Source organism: Haliea salexigens DSM 19537 (assembly GCF_000423125.1).
GTDB lineage: Bacteria > Pseudomonadota > Gammaproteobacteria > Pseudomonadales > Halieaceae > Haliea > Haliea salexigens.
In genome coordinates, this window is record NZ_AUHJ01000007.1 from 89,538 (window position 1) to 112,943 (window position 23,406).

General features: G+C 63.0%; 23 protein-coding genes. 15 read left to right on the plus strand and 8 right to left on the minus strand.

What is annotated here, in order from left to right:
• Nucleotides 1–87 precede the first annotated feature (87 nt).
• Nucleotides 88–1,281, plus strand: coding sequence for an efflux RND transporter periplasmic adaptor subunit (locus G533_RS21385; RefSeq protein WP_051230163.1), 1,194 nt, complete (start codon nucleotides 88–90; stop codon nucleotides 1,279–1,281).
• Between the two features lie 2 nt (nucleotides 1,282–1,283).
• Entirely contained in the window at nucleotides 1,284–4,409 is a 3,126-nt protein-coding gene (locus G533_RS21390) for an efflux RND transporter permease subunit (protein ID WP_051230164.1), read from the plus strand.
• A 52-nt stretch (nucleotides 4,410–4,461) separates the two neighbouring features.
• On the opposite strand, the gene G533_RS0109620 is transcribed toward G533_RS21390, so the two are convergent.
• On the minus strand, nucleotides 4,462–6,021 hold the full coding sequence (locus tag G533_RS0109620; protein WP_027949773.1) for a phosphoenolpyruvate carboxykinase: 1,560 nt from the start codon (nucleotides 6,019–6,021) through the stop codon (nucleotides 4,462–4,464).
• 146 nt (nucleotides 6,022–6,167) lie between these two features.
• On the minus strand, nucleotides 6,168–7,064 hold the full coding sequence (gene hslO, locus G533_RS0109625; RefSeq protein ID WP_027949774.1) for an Hsp33 family molecular chaperone HslO: 897 nt from the start codon (nucleotides 7,062–7,064) through the stop codon (nucleotides 6,168–6,170).
• A gap of 205 nt (nucleotides 7,065–7,269) precedes the next feature.
• On the opposite strand from hslO, the gene G533_RS0109630 reads away from it, so the two are divergent.
• The 3 genes from G533_RS0109630 (at nucleotide 7,270) to G533_RS0109640 (ending at nucleotide 9,401) form a co-directional block, all read left to right on the plus strand.
• Complete coding sequence (locus G533_RS0109630; RefSeq protein WP_027949775.1) at nucleotides 7,270–8,136, plus strand: TIGR03619 family F420-dependent LLM class oxidoreductase; 867 nt, start codon at nucleotides 7,270–7,272, stop codon at nucleotides 8,134–8,136.
• Nucleotides 8,137–8,219: 83 nt separating this feature from the next.
• Complete coding sequence (locus G533_RS0109635; protein ID WP_027949776.1) at nucleotides 8,220–9,095, plus strand: DMT family transporter; 876 nt, start codon at nucleotides 8,220–8,222, stop codon at nucleotides 9,093–9,095.
• 30 nt (nucleotides 9,096–9,125) lie between these two features.
• The gene (locus G533_RS0109640) at nucleotides 9,126–9,401 is read left to right on the plus strand and encodes a polyhydroxyalkanoic acid system family protein (protein WP_084638917.1); all 276 of its coding nucleotides are present in this window, start codon (nucleotides 9,126–9,128) and stop codon (nucleotides 9,399–9,401) included.
• On the opposite strand, the gene G533_RS0109645 is transcribed toward G533_RS0109640, so the two are convergent.
• Nucleotides 9,394–10,464 (minus strand): patatin-like phospholipase family protein, encoded by a 1,071-nt coding sequence (locus G533_RS0109645; protein WP_051230165.1) that lies wholly within the window; start codon nucleotides 10,462–10,464, stop codon nucleotides 9,394–9,396. The two genes, G533_RS0109640 and G533_RS0109645, sit on opposite strands and share 8 nt — an antisense overlap.
• Entirely contained in the window at nucleotides 10,454–11,455 is a 1,002-nt protein-coding gene (locus G533_RS0109650; protein WP_035527429.1) for an AraC family transcriptional regulator, read from the minus strand. The genes G533_RS0109645 and G533_RS0109650 overlap by 11 nt, the downstream gene beginning before the upstream one ends.
• A 111-nt stretch (nucleotides 11,456–11,566) precedes the next feature.
• On the opposite strand from G533_RS0109650, the gene G533_RS21395 reads away from it, so the two are divergent.
• Entirely contained in the window at nucleotides 11,567–12,748 is a 1,182-nt protein-coding gene (locus tag G533_RS21395) for a ferritin-like domain-containing protein (protein WP_051230166.1), read from the plus strand.
• A 69-nt stretch (nucleotides 12,749–12,817) separates the two neighbouring features.
• On the opposite strand, the gene rpsT is transcribed toward G533_RS21395, so the two are convergent.
• A complete protein-coding gene (rpsT, locus tag G533_RS0109660) occupies nucleotides 12,818–13,087 on the minus strand; it encodes a 30S ribosomal protein S20 (RefSeq protein WP_027949780.1) in 270 nt (89 codons plus the stop codon).
• A gap of 127 nt (nucleotides 13,088–13,214) precedes the next feature.
• Here rpsT and G533_RS25240 point away from each other — a divergent pair, with 127 nt between their 5' ends.
• Nucleotides 13,215–13,886 carry a TetR/AcrR family transcriptional regulator gene (locus tag G533_RS25240; protein WP_051230167.1) on the plus strand — a complete coding sequence of 224 codons (672 nt, stop codon included), beginning with the start codon at nucleotides 13,215–13,217 and terminating at the stop codon, nucleotides 13,884–13,886.
• A 12-nt stretch (nucleotides 13,887–13,898) separates the two neighbouring features.
• Nucleotides 13,899–14,897 (plus strand): tyrosine-protein phosphatase, encoded by a 999-nt coding sequence (locus G533_RS23480; RefSeq protein WP_051230168.1) that lies wholly within the window; start codon nucleotides 13,899–13,901, stop codon nucleotides 14,895–14,897.
• Here G533_RS23480 and G533_RS0109675 read toward each other — a convergent pair whose 3' ends face one another.
• Together G533_RS0109675 and G533_RS0109680 are read right to left on the minus strand one after the other, a co-directional pair.
• The gene (locus tag G533_RS0109675) at nucleotides 14,898–15,170 is read right to left on the minus strand and encodes a hypothetical protein (RefSeq protein ID WP_027949781.1); all 273 of its coding nucleotides are present in this window, start codon (nucleotides 15,168–15,170) and stop codon (nucleotides 14,898–14,900) included.
• A 275-nt stretch (nucleotides 15,171–15,445) separates the two neighbouring features.
• Nucleotides 15,446–15,667 (minus strand): hypothetical protein, encoded by a 222-nt coding sequence (locus G533_RS0109680; RefSeq protein ID WP_027949782.1) that lies wholly within the window; start codon nucleotides 15,665–15,667, stop codon nucleotides 15,446–15,448.
• Nucleotides 15,668–15,840: 173 nt separating this feature from the next.
• Here G533_RS0109680 and G533_RS21410 point away from each other — a divergent pair, with 173 nt between their 5' ends.
• Entirely contained in the window at nucleotides 15,841–17,010 is a 1,170-nt protein-coding gene (locus G533_RS21410; RefSeq protein ID WP_035527432.1) for a 1-acyl-sn-glycerol-3-phosphate acyltransferase, read from the plus strand.
• A complete protein-coding gene (gene dinG / locus G533_RS0109690) occupies nucleotides 17,004–19,136 on the plus strand; it encodes an ATP-dependent DNA helicase DinG (RefSeq protein WP_027949783.1) in 2,133 nt (710 codons plus the stop codon). Before G533_RS21410 ends, dinG begins: the two co-directional genes overlap by 7 nt.
• Here dinG and nhaR read toward each other — a convergent pair.
• Nucleotides 19,114–20,031 (minus strand): transcriptional activator NhaR, encoded by a 918-nt coding sequence (nhaR, locus tag G533_RS21415; protein WP_035527435.1) that lies wholly within the window; start codon nucleotides 20,029–20,031, stop codon nucleotides 19,114–19,116. The genes dinG and nhaR overlap by 23 nt on opposite strands.
• Nucleotides 20,032–20,200: 169 nt before the next feature.
• Between nhaR and purE the strand changes: the two genes are divergently transcribed.
• From purE to G533_RS0109720, 5 genes are read left to right on the plus strand one after another with little or no spacing between them, the layout of a single operon-like run.
• Nucleotides 20,201–20,698: a 5-(carboxyamino)imidazole ribonucleotide mutase gene (gene purE, locus G533_RS0109700; protein WP_027949784.1), complete on the plus strand. Its 498-nt coding sequence runs from the start codon at nucleotides 20,201–20,203 to the stop codon at nucleotides 20,696–20,698.
• Entirely contained in the window at nucleotides 20,695–21,789 is a 1,095-nt protein-coding gene (locus G533_RS0109705) for a 5-(carboxyamino)imidazole ribonucleotide synthase (protein ID WP_027949785.1), read from the plus strand. Before purE ends, G533_RS0109705 begins: the two co-directional genes overlap by 4 nt.
• 1 nt (nucleotide 21,790) lies before the next feature.
• Nucleotides 21,791–22,735, plus strand: a complete 945-nt coding sequence (locus tag G533_RS0109710) for a sodium-dependent bicarbonate transport family permease (protein WP_027949786.1) — start codon at nucleotides 21,791–21,793, stop codon at nucleotides 22,733–22,735.
• A gap of 2 nt (nucleotides 22,736–22,737) precedes the next feature.
• Nucleotides 22,738–23,040, plus strand: coding sequence for a P-II family nitrogen regulator (locus G533_RS0109715; protein ID WP_027949787.1), 303 nt, complete (start codon nucleotides 22,738–22,740; stop codon nucleotides 23,038–23,040).
• Between the two features lie 29 nt (nucleotides 23,041–23,069).
• The gene (locus tag G533_RS0109720; RefSeq protein ID WP_027949788.1) at nucleotides 23,070–23,387 is read left to right on the plus strand and encodes a YqcC family protein; all 318 of its coding nucleotides are present in this window, start codon (nucleotides 23,070–23,072) and stop codon (nucleotides 23,385–23,387) included.
• Nucleotides 23,388–23,406 lie beyond the last annotated feature (19 nt).

The following is a 23,406-nucleotide window of genomic DNA, read 5'->3' on the forward strand; positions in this document are numbered from 1 at the left end:
TCCCGGAACAGGAGTAGCATTGCGCTGTCCAGATAATGTCTTCTTCACGGCGGTCGCAGGGTCGCTCAGTTGCCCATCAGGTGATACATGAATTGGAAAAACGCTCGCTCAGTCCTCGCGGCAGGGGCTGTCTTCGTTGTTGGCATTGTGCTGTCGTGGCTGCTGTTCACGGGAAAGTCTGCGCCTGAGCCGCAGGAGATGCCGGAACAGGCGGCGCCCATGGTCGACGTGATGACGGTCGACCCCACTCCACTCGCGCTGTCCGTGAGTACACAGGGCACGGTACAGCCACAGCGCGAGATCGACCTCGTGAGCCGTGTGGCGGGCCGGGTGGAGACCGTGGCGACGGATTTCGCTGCCGGCAGCTTTTTTCGTGAAGGCAGCCTCCTGGTGGGCATTGAGGATGTGGATTACCAGCTCTTGCTTGCGCGTATGGAGTCACAGGTAGCTGCCGCACGCCAGCGCGTTGCTGAAGAGGAGGGTCGTGCACTGCAGGCGAAGCGGGAGTGGCGCGACCTGGGCAACACGCAGGCAAACGCGCTGTTCCTGCGCGAACCGCAGCTGGCCTCAGCGCGGGCCGCGGTGCGCGCCGCCGAAGCGGAACTCGCGGCGGCTCAGCTGGACCTGGAGCGCACACGAATCACGGCCCCGTTTGATGGTCGCATCAGCGAAAAATTTGTCGATGCTGGGCAGTATGTGGTGCCCGGCGCGCGCCTGGCCCGCGTGTATGCGACTGAGTTCATGGAGGTGCGCCTGCCGCTGACGGACCGGCAGGTGGCGCTGATCGACCTGCCCTTGCACTTCCGCGCCGGCGACACGGCAGCGGTGCTGCCCGAGGTGCGGTTGCGTGCCACGTTCGGTGGGCGCGAGTGGTCCTGGCAGGGCAGTATAGTGCGCACCGACGCCAGCATCGACGCCCAGACACGCGTGGTTTACGCGGTAGCGGAAATCGCTGCACCGTTTGCCCCCGGGCCCGATGGTGATCGCCCTCCGCTGGTGCCCGGGCTGTTTGTGCATGCGACTATTGAAGGGCGCAGCCTGCCCGCGGTGGCGGGCCTGCCGCGCTCGGCGCTGCGCAGCGACGACACGGTGATGGTGGTGGATGCCCGGCAGCAGGTAGCCGCCAAGCCGGTATCCGTGCTGCAGAGCGAAGACGGGCAGGTATGGGTGCAGGGGCTCACCCGGGGCGATCGGGTGATTGTCCGCGAGCCCACGGCCACGATTGCCGGCATGCGGGTCGAGATCAATGAAGTGGCGCGTGTCGCCGGTGCGGGGCGCTGAGGATGGGCGGTCCGGTTCGCTGGTTTATCCACAATCCCATTGCGGCAAACCTGCTGATGATTTTCCTGGTGGTAGGGGGGCTGCTCAGTGTCCCCGCGCTGGACAAGCAGTTCTTTCCGCAGATTGAACTCAACCGGGTGAGCATATCGCTGGTGTACCCCGGTGCCGGCCCGCGCGAAGTGGAGGAGCAGATCTGCGTGCGGGTGGAAGAGGCGGTGCACGACTTGAGCGGCGTGCGCGAGATTCGCTGTACCGCGCGTGAGGGCATGGGCACGGTGCTGGTCGAGGCAGAGCCGGACTACAACATGCAGCGCCTCTCGGCAGAGATCAAGACCCGGGTCGATGCCATCAACACCTTCCCGGTGGAGGCCGAGCGGCCTGTGGTCACCGAACTCGCGTACCGGCATTACATGGCGGCGGTATCGCTGGCCGGCAACCTCGGCGAGCGGGACCTGAAGCGTCTGGGGGAGCGGTTGCGCGACGACCTGGCCGCGCAGTCCCATGTGTCGGTGGTGGAGCTGGATACGCCGCGGCCCTATGAGGTGTCGGTGGAGGTTTCCGAGTACACCCTGCGCCGCTACGGGCTCACCTTCAGTGATGTGGTTGCGGCCATTCGCGGCTCTTCCCTCAACCTGCCGGCCGGTGCGATCAAGGACGCCGGTGGCGATATACGCCTGCAGACGCGTGGCCAGGCTTACGATCGCTTCGAGTTCGAACAGATCCCCGTCGTCACGGCGCGGGACGGCACACAGGTTCTGCTGCACGATGTGGCGACGGTGGTCGACGGTTTCGAAGACATTGACGTGCGCACCCGCTTCAACGACAAGCCCTCACACACCCTGCACGTATTTGTCACCTCCAACCCCGATACGTTAAAGACCAGCGAGGTTGTCCACCAGTGGGTGGAAGACACCCGCCCGGGACTGCCGCCGGGAGTGGAGTTGTCGGTATGGCGGGATTCCTCGGTGCCGTTCAAGGGGCGGGTAGACACCCTGCTGAAGAACGGTATCGGCGGCCTGGTGCTGGTGTTCCTGGTGCTGGTGCTGTTCCTGCGCCCGCGGCTGGCTATGTGGGTGTGCGTGGGTATCGGCGTCGCTTTTGTGGGCACGCTGTTCCTGCTGCAGTACACCAATACCAGCCTGAACATGATCTCGCTGTTCGCTTTCCTGCTGATACTGGGTATTGTGGTGGATGACGCGATTATCGTGGGCGAATCCGTACACGCTCGCCAAGTGGCGGGTGAGCGCGGTATCGCCGGTGCTGTCAACGGCACCCAGGCAGTGATCAAGCCGGTGATGTACGCCGTGATCAGCACCATGATCTTCTTCGTACCGATGTTTTTCATGCCCGGGGACATGGCGCAGGCGGCGATGGCAATACCGTCCGTGGTGATTCTGGCCCTGGCCCTGTCGCTGATCGAGTGCCTGCTTATCCTGCCGCCGCACCTGGCGCACATGCCTCCGGTGAAGCCCAGTCGCTTCGCTTTTCTGCGGCGCCTGGAGCTGCAGCGGCTGCGGTTTGCCGATGGCATGACGCGGGTTGCCCGCCTGCGCTACCGTCCCTTCCTCGCCCTGTGCCTGCGTCACAACCTGTTGATCATGGCACTCTTTTTCGCGCTGCTGCTCATTAGCCTCGCCCTGTATGGTGGCGGCTGGCTGCGGTCTGCGTTCTTCCCCTCCATCAACTCCGACTATGTGGTGGCTGAAATCGAGCTGCCCGAGGGCGGAGCCTTCGCCGATACCTTGAGTGTGCTGCACCAGGTTGAGTCGGCGGCGCTGCAAATCAAGCAGGAGTACAACGAGGACCCCCGTTATACGACCTTCGGCCCGGCAATTGGCCATATCGACTCCACGGGCAATGCCAATACGATAGAAGTGATCATCGAGACCGTGTCCGATGACGTGGATACCGGCGAGCTTTCCGAGCGCTGGCGCGAGGCAATTGGTGACCTGGGGCCGGTGCAGGATTTCAACCTGGACTACACCATCAACGAAACCGGCAAGCCGATTCGCCTGGTGGCCACCGCCAATTCGCTGGATGATCTCAAGGCGGTGTCAGCCGCCTTGCGTGAGGTGCTGCAGTCCTATGAAGGCGTGTACAACGTGAACGACACGCTGCAGGACCCGCAGGAAGAAATTGTGCTGGGCCTGAAGCCGGCGGCAGAGAACCTGGGTATTACCCTCGCCGACCTGGCCAGGCAGGTGCGTGAGGCTTTCTACGGTGCCGAGGTGCAGCGCATTCCCCGCACGCGCGAGGATGTGCGGGTGATGGTACGTTATCCGGAAGCGGAGCGTTTGTCGGTAGACAATCTGCAGGAAATGCGCGTGCGCACCCCGGCGGGTGGCGAGGTGCCGTTCGCGACGGTTGCCGAGGTGCAGTACGAGCCGGGTTACCTGACCATTGATCGCCTGAACCGCAAGCGCACGCTGGAAGTTTCGGCGGAAGTGGTGCCCGGGAGTGTGGTGCCGCGCGCCGTGGTCGACGCCATCCTGCGCGATCACCTGCCTCAGTGGAAGCGGCAGTTTCCGGGTCTCTCGCTGTCGCTGGATGGCGAGCTGCAGGAAGAATCAGCGTTCATGGATGCCATGTTGAAATATCTGGTGCTGGCGATGCTGGTGATCTACGCCCTGATGGCGGTGCCTTTTCGTTCCTACTTCCAGCCGCTGCTGGTAATGACCGCGGTGCCGTTTGGCGTGATGGGGGCGATTTTCGGCCACTTCATCCTGAACTGGGAGGTGAGCATGTTCTCCTTCCTGGGCGTGATTGCCTGTGCCGGTGTTGTGGTCAACGATAACCTGGTGCTTATCGATCGCATCAATCAACTGCGGGCGGCGGGGCACCCAGTGCTCAGGGCGCTGTTGCAGGCCGGAGAAGACCGCTTCAGGCCGATTATTCTCACCTCTCTGACCACCTTCGTGGGCCTCTTGCCCATCATGGCCGAGACCAGTGTGCAGGCGCAGTTCCTGATTCCGATGGTGACATCGCTGGCCTTCGGTGTGCTCTTCGCCACTGGCGTTACGCTGTTGTTGGTGCCCTGCCTGTATCTGGTGGGTGAGCAGATAGGCGCAAGTGTGCTGCACCGCCGGCAGCGGTTACAGGATATGGTCGACCCGGTGCAGGGCCGGTAACAGGGGGGGTGCCGGCACAACGGCGCGTTGGCGCCGCGTGCCGGCAGCAGGCTCAGCTCGCCTGTGGCCCAGCGGCAACGATGGCTGCGGCGACGTCGAACTTCTTGATGTTTTCCTGGAACAGGATGGCGAGTGTGCGCGCCTGCTCATCGTACGCCGCCGTATCGCCCCAGCTGTTGCGGGGGTTGGTGTACTTGGCGTCGACCCCGGGTATGGCGGTCGGGAAATCGAGGTTGAGAATGTCGAGGTGTTCACGCGGTGCATTCAGCAGGGATCCGCTTTGAGCGGCCGCCACGATCGCGCGGGTGACCGGGATCGGAAAGCGCGCGCCGGTGCCGCCGGGGGCACCTGAGCCACCGGTCCAGCCGGTGTTGATCAGGTAAACCTGACTGCCGAAATCCTCGATACGCTTCATCAGCAGTTCTGCATAGTCACTGGCCGGGCGCGGCATGAAGGGGGCGCCGAAGCAGGTGGAGAACGTAGGGTGAATGCCCGCTTCTGCACCCAGCTCGGTAGAGCCGACACGCGCCGTGTAGCCGCTCAGGAAGTGGAACGCCGCCGCTTCCTTGGACAGGATGGACACGGGGGGCAGCACGCCGGACACATCGCAGGTGAGGAAGATCACGCACTTCGGCTCGCCACCGGCGTTCGCTTCCGTGCGCTTGGCAACGTGCTCCAGCGGGTAGCAGCAACGGCCGTTCTCGGTCAGGCTGGTGTCGCTGTAGTCGGCATGTCGATGACCGTCCAGCACCACGTTCTCGATAATGGCACCGAAGCTGATGGCATCCCAGATGACCGGCTCGTTCTTCTGGCTGAGGTCGATGGTTTTGGCGTAGCAGCCGCCCTCGATGTTGAACACCGAACCCTTGGCCCAACCGTGCTCGTCGTCGCCGATCAGGTAGCGTTCGGGGTCGGCCGACAGTGTGGTCTTGCCGGTGCCGGAGAGGCCGAAGAACAGTGTGGTGTCACCGTCTTCGCCGACATTGGCCGAACAGTGCATGGACATGACGTCCTTTTCCGGCAGCAGGAAGTTCTGTACCGAAAACATGGCTTTTTTCATTTCGCCCGCGTAACGCATGCCTGCCAGCAGGATCTTGCGTCGGGCAAAGTTGAGGATGACGATGCCGTCGGAATTGCTGCCGTGCCGCGCCGGGTCGCAGACGAAGCCGGGGGCATTCATCACGGTCCACTCCGGCTTGCGGCCGATGTTGTACTGCTTGGGGCGAATGAACATGTTGCGCCCGAACAGGTTTTGCCATGCCGTTTCCGTGACAACCCGCACCGGCAGGTAATGATCGCTGTGCTCGCCAACGTGCAGGTTGGATACGAAGCGGTCGCGCTCGTCGAGGTAGGCTTCAACCTCATCCCACAACGCGTCGAAGCGCTCGGCATCAAAAGGGCGGTTGACCGGGCCCCAGTCGATGCTGTCTTCCGTGCTGGGCTCGCGAACAATGAAACGGTCGGCGGGGGAGCGGCCAGTGCGCTTGCCCGTGGTAACCAGCAGCGCGCCTGTATCGGCAAGGGTGCCTTCGCCGCGCTTGAGTGCTTCTTCAACCAGCTGTGCCGTACCCAGGTCGGTGAATTCCCGGGGAGTGTTGCTTTCAAGGGTCATGGTGAGTCCTGTGTTCCTGCTGCTCGGTGCAGCCCGCCGCTGTGGGCAGAGTTGCCTCTAGGGGTCTTTCAGGGGGTGGCATTATGTCAGAATCCCCGGGGTATGCGAACCGCATTATGGAAAATTTCGGCGATCGTCGGCGAGCTTCAGTGGACGGTGCCTGACGGGCCTGCCTGCAGCAGGTCCTGCAGCCCCTCCCGGTCGAAACGGTATTGCTGGTTACAGAACTCGCAATCGACCTCGACGTGGCCCTGTTCGGCGAGTATCTCCTCCAGTTCACGGGGCGGCAGCGCGGCGAGTGCGTTGCGGCTGCGCTGTAGCGAGCAGCTGCAGTGGAAGCGCACTGCCCGTGGCTCGAACAGGCGTACGGGGTCTTCGTGGTAGAGGCGGTGCAGCAGGGTTTCCGGTGCCAGCTGCAACAGCTCATCCCCGCTCAAGGTGGCGGCCAGGGTGCTGGCATGTTGCCACTGCAGCGCGCGCTGGTCTGCGCTGCGCTGGAGTTGGGCGGGAAGTTGCTGTAGCAGCAGCCCCGCAGCGTGTTGACCATCGCTGGCCAGCCAGAGGCGCGTCTGCAACTGTTCCGACTGCTCGAAATAGGCATCCAGGCTCGCTGCCAGCGAGTTCTCGGACAGTGGCACGATCCCCTGGTAGGGCTTGCCCCGCAGCGGCTCAATGGTAATGGCGAGCACCCCGCCTGCGAGAAGCTGGCTGAATTCCCCGGACGTGGCGTGCTGGGCGCCGCGCGCAATCCCGCGTACCAGCAGCTGGTCACTGCACTCTGCCATGAGCAGCGGCACCTCGCCCTCACTGCGTGCCTGCAGCACCAAACGCCCCTCGAACTTGAGCGTCGTGCTGAGCAGGGTGGCGGCAGCGAGGAACTCGCCGAGCAGCCGGGAGACACCGGGAGCGTACTGGTGAACCGCCAGCAAATCCGCAAGGGTGTGGTCCAGCTGCACGATTTCACCGCGAATGTCGGCATCGTCAAAGAGGAAGCGTTGGCTTTGATCGGCGTCGGTCTGGGGGGTGTCCGGGGTGTCATTCATGGGGCAAGTGTAATCCTTTTGCCGTCATTGGGCTGGCCATGGCGGCGGGTGGCTGAGTGTGGGGTTGCGGGGCAGGTTTAGTATTTGAGGCCGCAGGGGGCTATTTTAAAGCTTACCGTGACCCGGGTCATCCGCCGGAGTACAGTCATCGTACTTCTCAGGTGGCCGCACGGGTGGTCACATTACAATAGACAGGAGCGCCATAATGAGATTCAGCTACCAGATCGGCATGTGTGAGGCCGATCACTATGTCCCGCTGGCCAAGGCCGCAGAGCAGGCAGGCTACGATGGCCTGACCATCCCCGACAGTATTTGCTACCCGCAGGAAGCCAGTTCGAAATATCCTTACAACAAGGATGGTAGCCGTGAGTTTCTGGAAAGCGTGCCCTTTCTTGAAAGCCTGATTGCGGTAGCGGGCATGGCGACCGTAACCGAGAAGATTCGCTTCGCTACCTTTGTCTACAAGGTGGCTGTGCGCCAGGCGGCCATTGTCGCCAAGCAGGTGCAGAGCATACAGGCGCTCTCGAACAACCGCTTCGACTTCGGGGTGGGTATCAGCCCCTGGGAAGAAGACTTCGCGGTTTGCGACGTGCCCTGGGAAAAGCGCGGCCTGCGTCTGGACGAGCAGATCGACATCATCCGTGGTCTGGAGAGTGGCGAGTTCTTCGGTTACAAGGGTGAAATCCACAACATGCCGGCGATCAAGATGACGCCGAAACCCACCGCGCCTACGCCCATTCTGGTGGGTGGCCACGCCGAGCCCGCGCTGCGCCGCGCGGCCACAGTTGGCGATGGCTGGATGTGCGCCGGGGCCGACATGCAGCAGCTTGAGTCCTACATTCGTCGCCTCAATGAATTGCGCGACGAGCACGGTACCCGCGATCGGCCGTTCCGCATCTTCACCACCGGGCAGGATGCCTTTACTCGCGAGGGCATCGAAAAGCTGGAAAGCATTGGTGTGACCGACGTGGTGATTGGCTTCCGCAATGTCTATGAGCTGGAAGAAGACAAGCCGCTGGAGGAGAAAATTGCCATGTTGAACTGGTACGCCGGCGAGTTCATCAACAACTGAGCGCGCCCGCAGGGGCGCTGCGGCGCCCCGTAGGCGCGAGCTGGCGGATGCGCTAAAGTGCGCGCTTTTCCGCGGCCTTCGCCATGAATAATCTGCTGCTCTACGCCATTACGGTGGTGATCTGGGGTTCCACCTGGATCGCCATCAAGTTCCAGCTGGGCACAGTCGCACCCATGGTGTCCATTGCGCACCGTTCCATGCTCGCTGCGCTGCTTATTTTCCTCTACCTCATCCTGCGTCGCCGCCTGACACCGTTGTCACGGCGCGACCACGTGATGGTGTTTTTCCAGGGGCTTTGCCTGTTCAGCGGCAATTATCTCTTTATCTATCCTGCCAGTGAGCACCTGGCCAGCGGTCTGGTGGCGGTGGTGTTCTCGACCCAGGTGGTGCTGAACATGGTCAATGGTGCGATCTTCCTGCGCTTGCCGATCAGCGGTCTGGTGGCCCTGGGGGCCGGCATTGGGCTGGTGGGCATGGTGGGGGTATTCATGCCGCAGCTGGAGAGCTTCACCTTTGATGATGCCGGTTTTCGCGCGTTGCTGCTGTGTTTTGCCGGCACCTGCTGTGCGTCTTTCGGCAATATTTTCGCCGCACGCAACAGCCGGGATGGCTTGCCGGTGCTGGTGTGCAATGCATGGGGCATGCTTTACGGTGCTCTCGCCCTGTACGCATCGGCCCTGCTGCTGGGGGTCCCGATCACCGTCGACTGGCAGATCAGCTACCTGAGTTCGCTGCTGTACCTGGCGGTGTTTGGCTCGGTGGTGGCCTTCTGGGCCTACGTCACGCTCATTGGTAACATTGGCCCGGGCCGGGCGGCGTACAGCTCGCTGCTGTTTCCGGTGGTCGCGCTGTTGATTTCCACGGTGTTCGAGGACTACCACTGGACACTGCTGGGCCTGGCCGGTTTTGGCCTGGTGCTGGCGGGCAACTGGCTGGTCATGCGCCGGGGCTCGGCGTAATCTTGGGTTTACACAGACAGGCATGCAATCATGGCGGGATTCCGGCTGACCAAACCTTACACCATGCCCAAGGAGGATCTGCGTCAGGCGGCGCAGCGCCTCGCGGACAGGTTGGAACGCGAACACGGCGTGCGCTCCCGCTGGGAGGGTGACAGCGTGCGCATGAAAGGCGGCGGCATCGATGGCAAGCTCTCCTTCCACGATGGCCTGGTCGATGTGTCCGTGCAGCTGGGGCTGCTGGCGTCGGCGTTCCAGCGGCCCCTGCGTGCCGAAGTCCAACGCTACCTCGATGAAATGATCAGTTGAGCAGCGTCGCACCTGCCAGCGGGTCCGGCCCCGCCAACAGCGTCTGAAATTCCTCTGCAAGCGCCTCGCTGCGCGCAATGCACTCGCGCCACACGGCAACACGCGCCGCCGTGGCCAGACGGGTGAAATCCCTGCGGTCCGGAATCTTGCCACCCGGCAATGAGGCGACAAATTCCGGGGTTGGGCATAGCAGGACCAGGTCGTCCAGCGCATCGAGCCCCGACCGGCGCCAGGGCAGGAACTTGTCGAACCAGCCGGGGGTGAGGTCGGCGCGAAAGTGCGGGTAGAGAATCAGCCCGGTACCGCGGTAGTGGCGCAGGTCGAAGTGGTAATCAATGATGCCGCCATCCCAGTAGTGGCCTGCGGGTGCGCCGGCGATGTCGCGCTCGCCCGCCAGCACAAAGGGAATCGAGCCACTGGCCTGCAGGGCGAGGGCGACTGTGGCGGGTCGCAGCGGAGTGTAGGTGGTGTTGAAGTCCGTCAGGGAAAGCTGGGGAGCTGGTTGCTCGCCGCTGTGGAACACCACGCGCTGGAAACTGGCACCCAGCAATCGGCGGTGGACGCTATTGCCGAGGGCGGCAGCCCCCATGGCGGCACCGAGCAATGCCGGTTGCCTGGCGCCTGCCGGGCCTCTGCCGCGGGCAGTCACAATATGGGTGCGCCAGCGCGGGTGGCTGGCCAGTGCGGTGCTGCCCTCGGCACCCAGCAGCGCGGCCAGTATCTGCGCACTGGCGGCGCTGATTTCATCGGGCGGCGGCCTGGCGCTGTAAGCCTGCTCCAGATAGGCCTGTTGAAAGCGCTCCAGCGCCGCTACCGGGTCTGGCTGCGCCAGGCAGGCGTGGCGCCAGGAGCCGATGGATGACCCGAGCAGCGACAGCGGGCGCTGGCCGCGTTGCAGGAAGTCGCCGAACAGCACGCGATCCAGCTGGCTCAGCACCAGCCATTTGGGCCCCCCGGATGCGCCCAGCAGCAGGCTGAAATGATCCGGGTGCCAGCCGTCCTCGCGCAGGCGCTGTGCCGCGCGTCGCCCCAGGTAAACGGCGAGTGAGCGCTTAGCGTTCACTGCGCACCTCCCGCGGCGTACGCCCGGTCCATTTCTGGTAGGCGCGCCGGAAGTTCGAGGCATCGTTAAAGCCTACCAGGTAGGCAATGGTGGACAGCGGCAGGCGGCTGTTCTTCAGGTAGCGTGTGGCGTGCTCCGCCCGCACCCGGTCCAGCAGCTGTTGGTAGGCAGTACCCTCCTGCTCCAGCCGGCGCCGGTAGGTGCGCGGGCTCAGGTTGAGCATGTTGGCAACCTGTGGCATCTGCGGGTACTGGCCCTCCAGCTTGCGCAGCAGGCGCAGGGTCTGCTCCGATACCGAGTCATGTTCTTCGAGGTCCGCCAGCAGGCGCGCACATTCATTTTCGTACAGTGAGCGCAGGGCGGGGTTGGACAGCGGCAGTGCAACATCGAGCAGTTGGGCGTCGAAGGAGATGCGCCCCAGCGGGCAATCGAAGTGTACGTCATCGCCGAACACCTCGTGATAGGTGGCGGCGTGTGGTGGCGGGGGGTAGGGGAGCTCTACCCGGACCACCAGATCCTGCCGGTTGAGCAGGCCGCGCAGTGTGTTGAGCATCGCGGCGTACATCAGCTCGGTGCCGAACTGCGGAGGATTGTCGGTAGGGGCGGTGACCGTGGTCAGCACACAGCGGTTTTCATGCTCCGTGAGTTCCAGTTGCAGGGTGGGTGACGACAGCAGGTGGTAATAGCGCAGGAACAGCTCCATGACCTGCCGCAGGTCGCGACAGGTCATGAATGCCTGGCCGAGAATGGCGTGTGCACTCAGGTTCAGGCGCATGCCCAGGTGCAGGCCCAATGCCGTGTCCCCGGTTAGTGCCAGGGCGTTGCTGACGAGGCGGGCAAAATCATCTTCACTGACGCGCGCACCGATACCGGCGAGCCCCGAATCGGCCAGCGATGTGCCGTCAAGCACGGCCTCGCGCGCAAACCCCCGGCTCTCGACCATGTCGATCAGGATCAGGATGTACTGTGCTGGCGCGCTGACACGGGGCATCGGTCTATTTGGCCACAAATAACCTTATTTTGACAAGACTTCACCTTGTTAGCCTGCGGGCGCTCGCACATAGTGAAGCCCAATGCAATTTTGCATGTCAGGAGTACGGTTATGAAAGTAGAGTGGAGCTCCACCCCGCGCAAGATCCAGCGCTTCGCCAATGCCGACTACCCGCGTGAGAACCCGGATCTGGAGGATCTGCTGACCCCCGGTGATGTCGATCATATCGCCGAGATTTTCAGCACCCCGCTCACCGGATCCTACAACTGGGACTACAAGGTGCAGGACGATCGCATCAAGAAGCTCTATGACCTCGGCAAGCAGCTCAACTGGGACCCGGAGATGGATATCAACTGGGACCGCCCCTGGCCAGACGAAGAGCGCATGCCCGAGCTGATGAACCTGCACACCTACCAGCCCTACCTGGATATGGATGAGCCGACACGCAAGGAGTTCTGGCTGCACATGAATGCCTGGAGCCTGTCCCAGTTCCTGCATGGTGAACAGGGCGCGCTGCTGGTGGCATCGCAGCTGTGCTCCTGCGCCCCCACCCTCAACGCCAAGCTGTACGCTGCCTCACAGACGTTCGACGAGGCGCGCCACGTCGAGGTCTTCAACAAGTACCTGCAGAAGCGCATCGGCGTGATGTACCCGATCAACACGCACCTGAAGGCGATCATCGACAAGATACTCACCGACGCGCGCTGGGACATGAAGTTCATCGGCATGCAGCTGGTGATCGAGGGACTGGCGCTGTCGGCCTTCAATACCACCCGCGAAACCACCCCCGACCCGGTGCTCAAGGATGTTGTGTACCTGGTCACCCGGGACGAAGCGCGGCACGTGACCTTCGGTGTGAATTACCTCGAGGAGTTTGTCAAAACCCTGACCGACGAGGAGCGTGAGGAGCGCGCCCAGTTCGCCTACGAGGCCTGCGTGGTGAGCCGCGAGCGGCTGGTGGCAACCGATGTCTTTGCACACTTCGGCTGGGACGTGGAAGAGGCGCGCCTGCAGGTGCTGGAGGGCTTTGTCATGTCCACCTTCCGCAACCTGTTGTTCCAGCGCGTGATTCCCAACCTGAAGCGCATCGGTCTGCTGACCGACAAGATCCGGCCGAAGTTCGAGGCGCTGGGCATTCTGGAGTTCGAAAACCTGGCGACCGATGGCGATATCGACTGGACGCTGCTGGAGCGGCCTCTGGATACCAACGAGGCCCAGGGTTACGAGCAGAGCATGCTGGCAGAGTTCAACAAGCTGAAGGATGCACCTGAGGAGCCGCGCAAGGCGGGTTGAGGTCGCCTTCAGTCCCGCACAAAAAAGCCGGCTTCAAGCCGGCTTTTTTGTGGAATGCGATATCCCGGATCAGGCGGAGGCAAGTGCCTTGATCTGGGTATTGAGGCGGCTCTTGTGGCGAGCGGCCTTGTTCTTGTGGATGATGCCCTTGTCGGCCATGCGGTCGATGACCGGTACGGCGCTGGCGTAGGCCGCTTTGGCCTGCTCGGCGTCGCCGGTACCAATGGCAGCGATCACTTTCTTGAGGTTGGTACGCACCAGCGAACGCAGGCTGGCGTTGTGGGCGCGACGCTTTTCCGCCTGGCGGGCGCGCTTTCTGGCTTGCGGGGAGTTGGCCACAATAGTTCCTCGTGGGTTAGCAAATTTCAGGAGGCGAGATTATTCACATAAGCCTGTGTCTTGTCAACCATGGGGCCGCATTCCCGGCGGGTTCGCTGCGCCTGCCGGCCAAGCTGCGGTATACTGCGTGTTTGACTCGAAAGCGGTGGAATTGCACGCCATGGTCGCCAAGCAGGAACACAGAACCGAGCCCGCGAGCGGTACCGCCGAGCGCATTCTGGACGCGGCGGAAGATCTGTTCGCCAAGAAGGGCTATAAGGGCGCCTCACTTGGCGAGGTGGCAGAGCGCGTGGGTATTCGCTCTCCCAGCCTTTATAACCATTTTCGCAACAAGGAAGCGCTGTACCGAGCGGTGCTGAGTCGTCTCCTGGATGACTTTGCGGCACCGATGGAGGAGTTGCACAGGGCGCCGATTACCGACGAGCGCCTGTATCAGTGGCTCGAGGCGATTGTCCGCAAGCATCACGCCAACCCCAACCTGGCGCGGCTGCTGCAGCACGCGGCGCTGTCGGGCGGCCCGGGAACCAATGATCTTATCGAGCGCTTCTTTCGGCCCATGTTTCACGACGATGAAGGCCTGTTGCAGCCCGGCTTGCGTGCGCTGGGCGACGCCGGCCTGCGTCCCTGGGCGGTGATGGCCTTCAACAACCTGATCATGTCCTATGTGACCATGGCGCCGATGTACCGCGACCTGCTCGGGCAGGACCCGTTCAGCGACCAAGCGCTTGAGCGCCAGCTCACCCTGATAAAAACCCTGGTACAGGCGGTCATCGCTACCCCGTCGCCTGCAGCAAACTGATTCGGAGTTTATATGCCCCTACTGACCGACACGGTGCACATCTGGCGTGCGCCTGAAGGTGACTACCACGTTGAGTGGGAGGCGAGTCACCCGCACACGCAGGTCACCGTCAGTCCGCTGGAAGCGGATGCGAACCTGCAGATGCACTATGAAGAAGCCGTACCACGTATGCGGGTTCAGGGTTTGCCGGTTGGGCGTCGCCATCAGTTTCGCCTGCAGGATCAACATGGCAACGAGCTGGTCGCCATGGAGCGCCGGCTCGGTATGCAGGGTACACCCAATTTCCGTGATTTCGGGGGCTACCGCACGGAGGACGGCAGGCGCGTGCGCTGGGGTTATCTGTATCGGTCAGGCCAGCTTTCACAGCTGACAGAGCAGGACTTGACCCTGCTGGACCATCTGCAGCTCGACCTGCTGTGCGATTTCCGGCGCGAGACTGAGCAGAGTGCCAGCCCGAACCGTCTACCCAGTACGCGAGCGCCGCGGGTTGCCAGCGTGCCGATTACGCCGGGCAGCAACGACGCCGCCTTCGCTGATGGCCAGCTCGATCGCGGTGGGCGGCAACCGATGTTCGATTTCATGGTGGATATCAATCGCGACTTCGTGGAGGCGCAGAGCCCCGCTTATCGGCGCATGTTCAGTGAGATCCTGGCGCAGGACGATGCCCGCTTTCTGGTGCACTGCGCGGCCGGGAAGGATCGCACGGGCTTTGCCGCGGCTATTATCCTGATGGCGCTGGGTGTGTCCGGTGAGCAGGTGATGGCGGATTATCTGTTGACCCGTCGCTTCTTTGATCCGCGGCAGGAAATAGACCGTTTACGGGTCAAATACGGTTTTCAGTCACAGGAAGATGACGCGATCATGCCGATGCTGGAAGTGCACGAAGCGTATCTGGCGCGCGCGTTGCAGGCGATTGCCGACTATGGGGATGTCAACAGTTACCTGGCCCGCGAGCTGGGGGTTGGCAGCGCCGAGCGCGAAGAGTTGCGCCGGCGCTACCTGGAGGCCTGATTAGAGGGCGTTGCAGGCTGCCTTGGCGGCCTTGATCTGCTTGCGCTCACACTCATCGTTCAGCTCGTTGCCCGCACACCACTTGCGACGGTTTTCCCACGCGGTGAGAGTGGCGGTTTTGCCATTGGAGCACTTCACCATGTACTCGGAGTAGGCGGCGCCAGTGCTGGATTCATGGTTGCCCTGGAAAACAATGCTGGTCGGCTTGGCGGCGAAGGCAGCGGACGACAGGGCCAGCAGGGCAGAGACGGTGGCAATTTTGGCGAATTTCATGTGGGTTCCTCAGCAAACGATTACAGTGTATGGCCAGCCTGTGGCGGTGTAACACCGGCGGCAGGATGGCAGCAGTATACGTGTGTTCTACGTGTGTAGAACAGTTACAGATTCGTAACGCCGGGAATAAAGAAGTAACAGTGGGGCTGATATCAGGGTTTACTTTTTTCTTAACACATTGATTTATAATAATTAATTATGTAGATCAGGGCGCCTGTTGCGCAGGCGCCCGAAGGTTACAAATGTTTAATGGGGCGGGTGTCTGGGTAACAGCGTCAGGCCATGGCGATCAGCACAAGGCCGACAATGGCGAGCAGAACGGATTGCCCTGCCTTGTCCAGGCGGAACAGGCCATACAGGTAGGCGAAGGGGGGAAGTATGAGGGCGCACAGGCCCCACGCGTAATCCTCCTTCCAGGACTGAATCAGCAACAGCACCCAGCTGAGCAACAGGGTGGCGAGGCCGAAGGTAAGTAGTGTTGCAGACGTGGCTTCCATGGTTCCTCCCAATAGGCACGTGGCTCCGGCGGAGCGGGCTTGAGATTAGCAGAAGCCTGCGGTCGTGTCAGCGCATGCGAAGGCCGGAGTGATGCCCCCTGGCGGGATCTGGCGGATGACGTGCCGGGGGAATTTGGGTATCGTGTGGCGCTGTTTTTCTTGAGGATATTGCTTTGAGTGATCCCTTTGCGGATATCCGTCCCTATCGTGATGAAGAAGTGCCCGCGGTCCTCGATCGCCTCCTCGCGGACCGGGAGCTGCTCGACGCGATTGCCAGTTTGAGTCTGGGCCGGGTGGCGCGCGCGTTGCCCGGGCTGGTACGGCCTGTCGTGCGCTGGTACCTCGGCCGCCAGCTCCGCGGCGTGCAGGATGTCCACGGTATGCAGATGGTCATCAAGCATTACGTCGAGAAGGTGATCGACGATACCACCGCCGGCTTCAGCGTCTCGGGCCTGGATGAGCTGGATGTCTCGCGCCCCTGGCTGTTCATGAGCAACCACCGCGACATCGTCATGGATCCGGCGTTCACCAACTATGCGCTGCACCGCAGTGGTCACCAGACGGTGCGCATTGCCATCGGCGACAACCTGCTCACCAAGCCCTGGGTGTCGGACCTCATGCGGCTCAACAAGAGCTTTATCGTCAAGCGCTCGGTTGCCAGCGGGCGGGCGTTGCTGGCCGCTTCCCGCCACCTGTCCAACTACATCCGCCTGTCGCTGCAGGAAGAGCGCGCACCGATCTGGATCGCCCAGCGTGAAGGGCGCGCGAAAGACGGCATCGACCGCACCGAGCCCGCCGTCATCAAGATGCTGGCGATGAGCCGCGATAAACAGACCGAAAGCTTCAGTGAGCTGATTAACGGGCTGGGTATCGTGCCTGTGTCCATTGCCTACGAACTGGACCCCTGCGACGGCATGAAGGCGCGTGAAATGCACCTGCGCAGCACCACCGGTAGTTATGCCAAGGCCGAGCAGGAAGATGTGGCCTCTATAGCCCGAGGTATTTCCGGCCAGAAAGGGCGCGTACACGTGGCGTTCGGTACACCGCTGGTGGGCGAGTTCGACGGACCCGATGCGGTAGCGGCGGAAATCGACCGGCAAATTGTCTCGCTGTATTGCCTGCACCCCACTAACCTGCAGGCCTGGCGTATGTTGCAGGGCGATGCGGCCGTGGTGCCGGCCACGCTCACGCGCGAGGCGGGCAGTTGCTCGGAGGCCGACTTCCGCGCCCGCATCGAGAACCTGCCCGCGGAACAGCGCCCCTTCGCTCTGGCCACGTACGCTAACGCCGTGGCCAGCAAGCTGGCATTGCGTGCGGCGGCGGAGCCGCCAGCGTCTTGCTGAGCGACGCCCTCAAGGACCAGATTCGCGAAGCCTACGCCGCTATCACCGCCGCCAAGGGTTTGAAGCCGCGTTGGGGCCAACGGCAGATGATTGCGGAAATCGCCAATGCGCTGGCTCGCATCAACCCGGAGACAGGCCGCGCGCGCCCGGAAACACCGGCCGTCTGTGTTATCGAGGCGGGCACCGGCACTGGCAAGACGATCGCCTACGCCGTCACCGCCATTCCTCTGGCGCAGGCGCTGGGCAAGCGGCTGGTGGTGGCCACGGCCACGGTTGCCCTGCAGGAGCAGTTCGTCAACAAGGATCTGCCGGATATCCGCCAGCACAGCGGCCTCGAGTTCAGTTACACGCTGGCCAAAGGCCGCCGACGTTATGTCTGCCTGTCCAAACTGGATCATCACCTCGGCGGCAGCGGCGCCGGAGACGTACTCCCCCTGTACCCCGATGAGTTCCAGGCACCGGACAACGCCGAGGCGCTGCCGGTGTACAGCGCCATGCTGGAAGCGCTCGGGCGTGGTGAGTGGGACGGTGACCGCGACAACTGGCCGGGTCAGGTGCCGGACGCCATCTGGTTCGGGGCCACCACCGATCACAGCCAGTGCAGTGGCCGGCGCTGTCCGAACATCAGTCAGTGCAGTTTTTTTCGCGCGCGGGATGCCCTGCAGTATGCCGATGTGGTGGTGGCCAACCACGATCTCGTGCTCGCTGACCTCGCCCTTGGCGGCGGCGCCATACTGTCGGCGCCCGAAGACAGTATTTATGTGTTTGACGAAGGGCATCACCTGCCCGACAAGGCGCTGGGGCACTTTGCCAGTTTCTGCCGGCTACACACCACGGTGCAGTGGCTGCAGGACAACCGCAAACTGCTGGTGCAGGCCGCGTCTGCGCTGGCGCCATTGACCGATATCGCCCGGCCGTTGGCAGCGCTGCCCGGGGTGATGGAGGAGGCGCAGAACGCCCTGCAGGTGGCGGAGCAGGCGGTGGCCACCCTGTTCGCCGAACGCGCCCCCACCAGCGGGCGCGGCGACGAGCAGCAGATGCGTTTCGCGCACGGCCGCGTGCCGGAACAGCTGCAGCCTCTGGCGGCCGGTCTCGCCAGCCAGTTCCAGCAGATCAGCTCAGCGCTGGCGAAGATCGAGGCGCGCCTGGCGGAAGCGCTGGAAGAAGACGATTGCGGCCTGCCCCCCGGTGATGCGGAAACCTGGCACCTGAGCCTGGGTGGCCTGCTGAATCGAGCGGAGTCCACACTGGCCCTGTGGCAGGCCTACGCGGTGACTGGCGAGGGGGAGGTGCCGCCCATGGCGCGCTGGATCACCCTGCTCGACGGTGGCGGACAAACCGGTTTTGACCTGCGTTGCAGCCCCATTCTCGCCGCCGATATCCTGCAGGAGTATCTGTGGTCACGCGCGGCCGGCGTGGTGATTACCTCCGCCACCATCACCGCCCTGCGTTCCTTTGATCGCTTCATTTTGCATTCCGGCGCGCCTTCCGAAGGGGTTTTCAAGGTGGTGGCCAGTCCCTTTGACTATTCCCGGGCGACCCTGCGTGTGCCCGCCATGCCCTGCGACCCCGGAGACGCCGAAGCCCACACCGCGGCATTGATCGACCAGCTGCCCGGCTTGCTCGACCGCAGTGAGGCCAGCCTGGTGCTGTTTTCGTCCCGGCGACAGATGCAGGATGTGCACGCGGGTGTGTCGGCTCCGTTCGGCAGCCTGCTGCTGATGCAGGGTGATGGCAGCAAACAGGAGATTCTGCGCCAGCACCGGGAGGCAGTGGATGCGGGGCGTGGCAGCATCCTGTTCGGGCTGGCCAGTTTTGCCGAGGGGGTTGACCTGCCCGGTGCCTACTGCCGCCATGTGGTGATTGCCAAGATTCCCTTCGCCGTGCCCGACAGCCCTATCGAGGCCGCGCTGGCGGAATGGGTGGAGGCGCAGGGGCGCAACGCCTTCATGGAGATCAGCGTGCCGGACGCGGCGCTGCGCCTGGTGCAGGCCAGCGGTCGCCTGCTGCGCACGGAACAGGACAGTGGCCGGGTGACACTCATGGACCGTCGCCTGCTCACGCGCCGCTATGGCCAGGCCATACTGGATTCCCTGCCGCCGTTTACCCGGGAGTTGGGGCGCTAGCCGCGGATTCCACTGCCAGCGGCGTATTGACGATCTCCAGGGTTGCCGGGTGCTGCAGGCGGCGCTCGGGTGAAATCGCGTAGAACACATCCACGAATTCCCGCGTGCGGCCGATGACGGCCACTCCGTACTGCGACGTCACGTACTCCTCGATGATGGTGGGTGAGGCAAACACCCCCAAACCGGTTTGCCCGAAAGATTTGAGTAATGCGCTGTCATCGAATTCGGCCACGATCTCCGGGGTGATGCCGTGCTTTTCGAACCAGGCCTTGAGGAAGGAACGGCTGCCGGCCTTGCGGCCCGGGGCCAGGAAGGGCTTGCCGCTCAGGCTGCCGGGGAAATGCTCGCGGCAGGCAGCGGCCAGTTCAGGGACCGCAAAAAAGGTGAAACCGGATTCCAGGATACGGTAGTTCCAGGCCTTGATATGGCTGCCGGAGGGTAGCGGCTGATCGGTGATGATGCAGTCAAGGCGGCTCACCGCGAGTTCGGCAAGGAGTGTATCCTGGTCGCCCTCGTGGCACTGCAGGCGCAGCTTTTCCACGGCTTTCAGGGCGGGTTGCAGCAGCCGGTTGGCGAGAATTTTGGGAATGGAGTCGGTGATGCCCACACGGAAGGTTTCGGCGCTGGCACTTTCGGTTTGCAGAAGCTGGCGGATTTCACGGCCGAGCTGAAAAATCTCGTCGGCGTGGGCGTAGATTTGCCGGCCCTGCTCTGACAGCCGCAGGCGCCGGCCCTCGCGGCGAAACAGTTTCACGCCCAGTTGCTCTTCGAACGCGGCAATTTGCCCGCTGATGGTTTGCGGGGTCAAATTGAGGCGCTTGCTGGCGCGTGTGATGCTGCCGTCGGTGGCAACATGAAAGAAGTAGTAAAGGTGGTTGTAGTTAAGCGGTGTCATATCAGAAATAGTCGAATTGATTATTTATAAAAATCGAATATATCATGGCTTTCGTCTTGTGTAGGATTCGCGCGTTTCATATCCCGCCGGCCCCCGCCACAAGGATTCACGTCCGGGCACACAGACGCCCACCAGCCGCAATGGCAGGACACAAGGGGAAAGACTCACAATGAATGAACTTGTCGGTATTGTCATGGGTTCCCGTTCTGACTGGGAAACCATGCAGGGCGCCGCAGAGACCCTGGTTGAGCTCGAGGTGCCTCACACGGTCGAGGTGGTGTCGGCACACCGCACCCCCGATCGGCTCTTCAGCTACGCCGAGGCGGCCGAGTCAGTCGGGTTACAGGTGATTATCGCGGGTGCCGGCGGCGCTGCGCATCTGCCGGGCATGCTGGCAGCCAAAACACAGGTGCCGGTGTTGGGCGTGCCGGTGCAATCCCGCGCCCTGAACGGGCTCGACTCGCTGCTTTCCATTGCGCAGATGCCCGCAGGGATCCCCGTGGGCACGCTGGCGATCGGCCGTGCCGGCGCGGTGAATGCCGCGTTGCTGGCCGCGGCCATGCTCGCCAACCACGATCCCGCCCTGCGCGAACGGCTGCGCGCCTACCGCGCCCGTCAGTCAGACACCGTGCTTGCCCACTCCGACCCCAGAGTACCCCTGTCGTGAATATCGGTATCCTTGGCGCCGGTCAGCTGGCGCAGATGTTGGCCCTGGCGGGATATCCGCTGGGTTTACGCTGCACGTTCCTGGCCCCTGAGGCGGACCCGTGCGCTGCGCCGCTGGGGCAACACCTGCGTGCGGGGTATGAGGACGAAGCTGCGCTGGCATCCTTCGCCGAGCGTATCGACGTTGCCACCACGGAATTTGAGCATATCGCCCCGGTGGCACTGGATGCTCTGGAGCAGCGCGGCTTGCTCGCTCCCTGCAGTGAAGCCATCCTGCTCTCCCAGGAGCGGCTGCAGGAGAAATCCCTGTTTACGCGGCTGGGTCTGCCCACGGCGCGTTATGCGGCCATCGATTCCGAGACGGATCTGGAACAGGCGCTGGCGGTAGCCGGGGTGCCAGCCATCCTGAAAACCCGCCGCATGGGCTACGACGGCAAGGGGCAGGCGTCAGTGGCGGCAGCTTCCGAGCTGCTGCCTGCCTGGGAGGCCCTGGGCCGCGTGCCGTGCATTCTGGAAGCGCGTGTTGCGTTTGACCGTGAACTGTCGGTCATTGCGGTGCGTGGTCGGGACGGTGAGTGCCGCATCTGGCCACTGAGTGAAAACAGTCATGCGGAGGGTATTCTCCGCGTGTCACACTCCCTCGTAGACGACCCCATGGAGGGCCCCGCGCGGGATTACTGCGAGCGTTTGCTCAAAGCACTGGATTATGTCGGCGTGCTGGCGCTGGAACTGTTCCAGTGCGGCGACCAATTGCTGGTGAACGAGTACGCGCCACGTGTGCACAACAGTGGGCACTGGACGATAGAAGGCGCGGTAACCTCCCAGTTCGAGAACCACCTGCGCGCAATTGCCGGGCTGCCCCTGGGCTCCACGGCAGCGGTGGCCCCCAGCGTGATGGTCAACGTGATAGGCGAGTGGCCCGCGGCGCGCGAGTTGCTGGCGGTGGACGGCGCTCACCTGCACGATTATGGCAAGTCCCCGGCACCGGGGCGCAAGCTGGGGCACATTACCCTGGTCAACCGCGATACCGAGGCTTTGCAGCAGCGCACCGCCGAACTGACCCGGCTCGTCGCCGGCGCAACCGGCGCCTGATATGGACCCCGTTGTCCTCTTTTTCCTGTTGGGGGTCATCGCGGGGATATTGCGTTCGGAGCTGCGCCTGCCGGTACAGGTCTATGAGCTGCTGAGTATTCTGCTGCTGCTGGCGATTGGCATGAAAGGAGGCATCGAGCTTGCCCGCCAGCCCTTCCTGGAGCTGGCGCCGCAAATGCTTGCGGTGGTGGCCATGGGGTTCGTTTTGCCCTTGTTGAGCTTCCCGGTGCTGCTCAGTATCGGCCGCTTGCCGCGGGCTGACGCCGCATCCATAGCGGCTCACTATGGTTCGGTAAGTGTGGGCACCTTTGCCGTTGTGGTCGCCTACCTGGGTTCGCGGGAGATCGATTTCGAGGCCTATATGCCGCTTTTTGTGGTGTTGCTGGAGATCCCGGCGATCCTCGTCGGCATCGTCCTCGCCAAAGGGCTCGCCAGTGGGGCAAAGCTGCGCGATTCAGCCCATGAAGTGCTGCTCGGCAAGAGCATCGTTCTGCTCGTGGGCGGGCTGCTGATCGGCTGGATTGCCGGCGAAGAGGGGCTGGCGAAGCTGGCCCCCCTGTTCTTCGACCCCTTCCAGGGGCTGCTGGCGCTGTTCCTGCTGGAAATGGGGCTGGTGACCGCAAGCCAGATTAGCACGCTACGCCGCTATGGTTTTTTCCTGCTGGCCTTTGGTGTGCTCACCCCCGTGCTGTCCGCGTTGGTCGGGCTCGGGCTGGGCTGGGCACTGGGTTTGTCCGTGGGTGGTGCGGTGGTACTGGCGACGCTCGCCGCGAGCGCCTCCTACATTGCCGTGCCCGCCGCCATGCGTATTTCGGTCCCTGAAGCCAATCCGGCCCTGTCCCTGGCCGCATCGCTGGGCGTGACCTTCCCCTTTAATGTACTGTTCGGCATTCCGCTGTACCATTGGTTCGCTGGCCAATTCTACGCACTGACCGGAGCCGCCTGATCATGGAACAACACCCCCGACGCCTGCTGACTGTTGTCACCGAATCCACCATCGAGTCGCACCTGTTGCGCGATATGGAGCGCTGGGGAGCACACGGTTACACGATTACCGAGGCCCGCGGCAAGGGTGCGCGCGGGGTGCGCGAGGGCAACTGGGAAGCCAACCGGAACCTGCGCATCGAAGTCGTCTGCGATGATGTGACCGCGGACCGCATTGCGGCCGGGTTGCGCGAGCACTACTACGACAACTACGCCATGATCCTCTACACCTGCGATGTGGACGTGCTGCGTCGCGAGAAGTTCTAGCCCTCGCCTTGATTTCCGTCGGAGAGCCCATGCGCACGGACGTAGCCGAAGTGCTGATTGATATTGAGGCCGAACTGCGGCGCCTGGCGCTGTGGGATGCCACTCCGCCCCCGGCAGAGGCCCTGGCGTCCACAGAGCCGTTCGCTATTGATACGCTCACTCCACCCCAGTGGCTGCAGTTCATTTTTCTGCCCACGCTGTATCGTATGCTGGAAGAGGGCGCGCCGCTGCCCGAGCGCTGTGGCATTGCGCCGATGGCGGAGGAGTTTTTCAGCGGGTCAGCACTGCCCACGGCTGAGTTGCTGGATGCGCTCAGGCTTGTAGACGCGCTGCTGAGCAGTGAATAAGACGCAGAGTCAGGTCGCA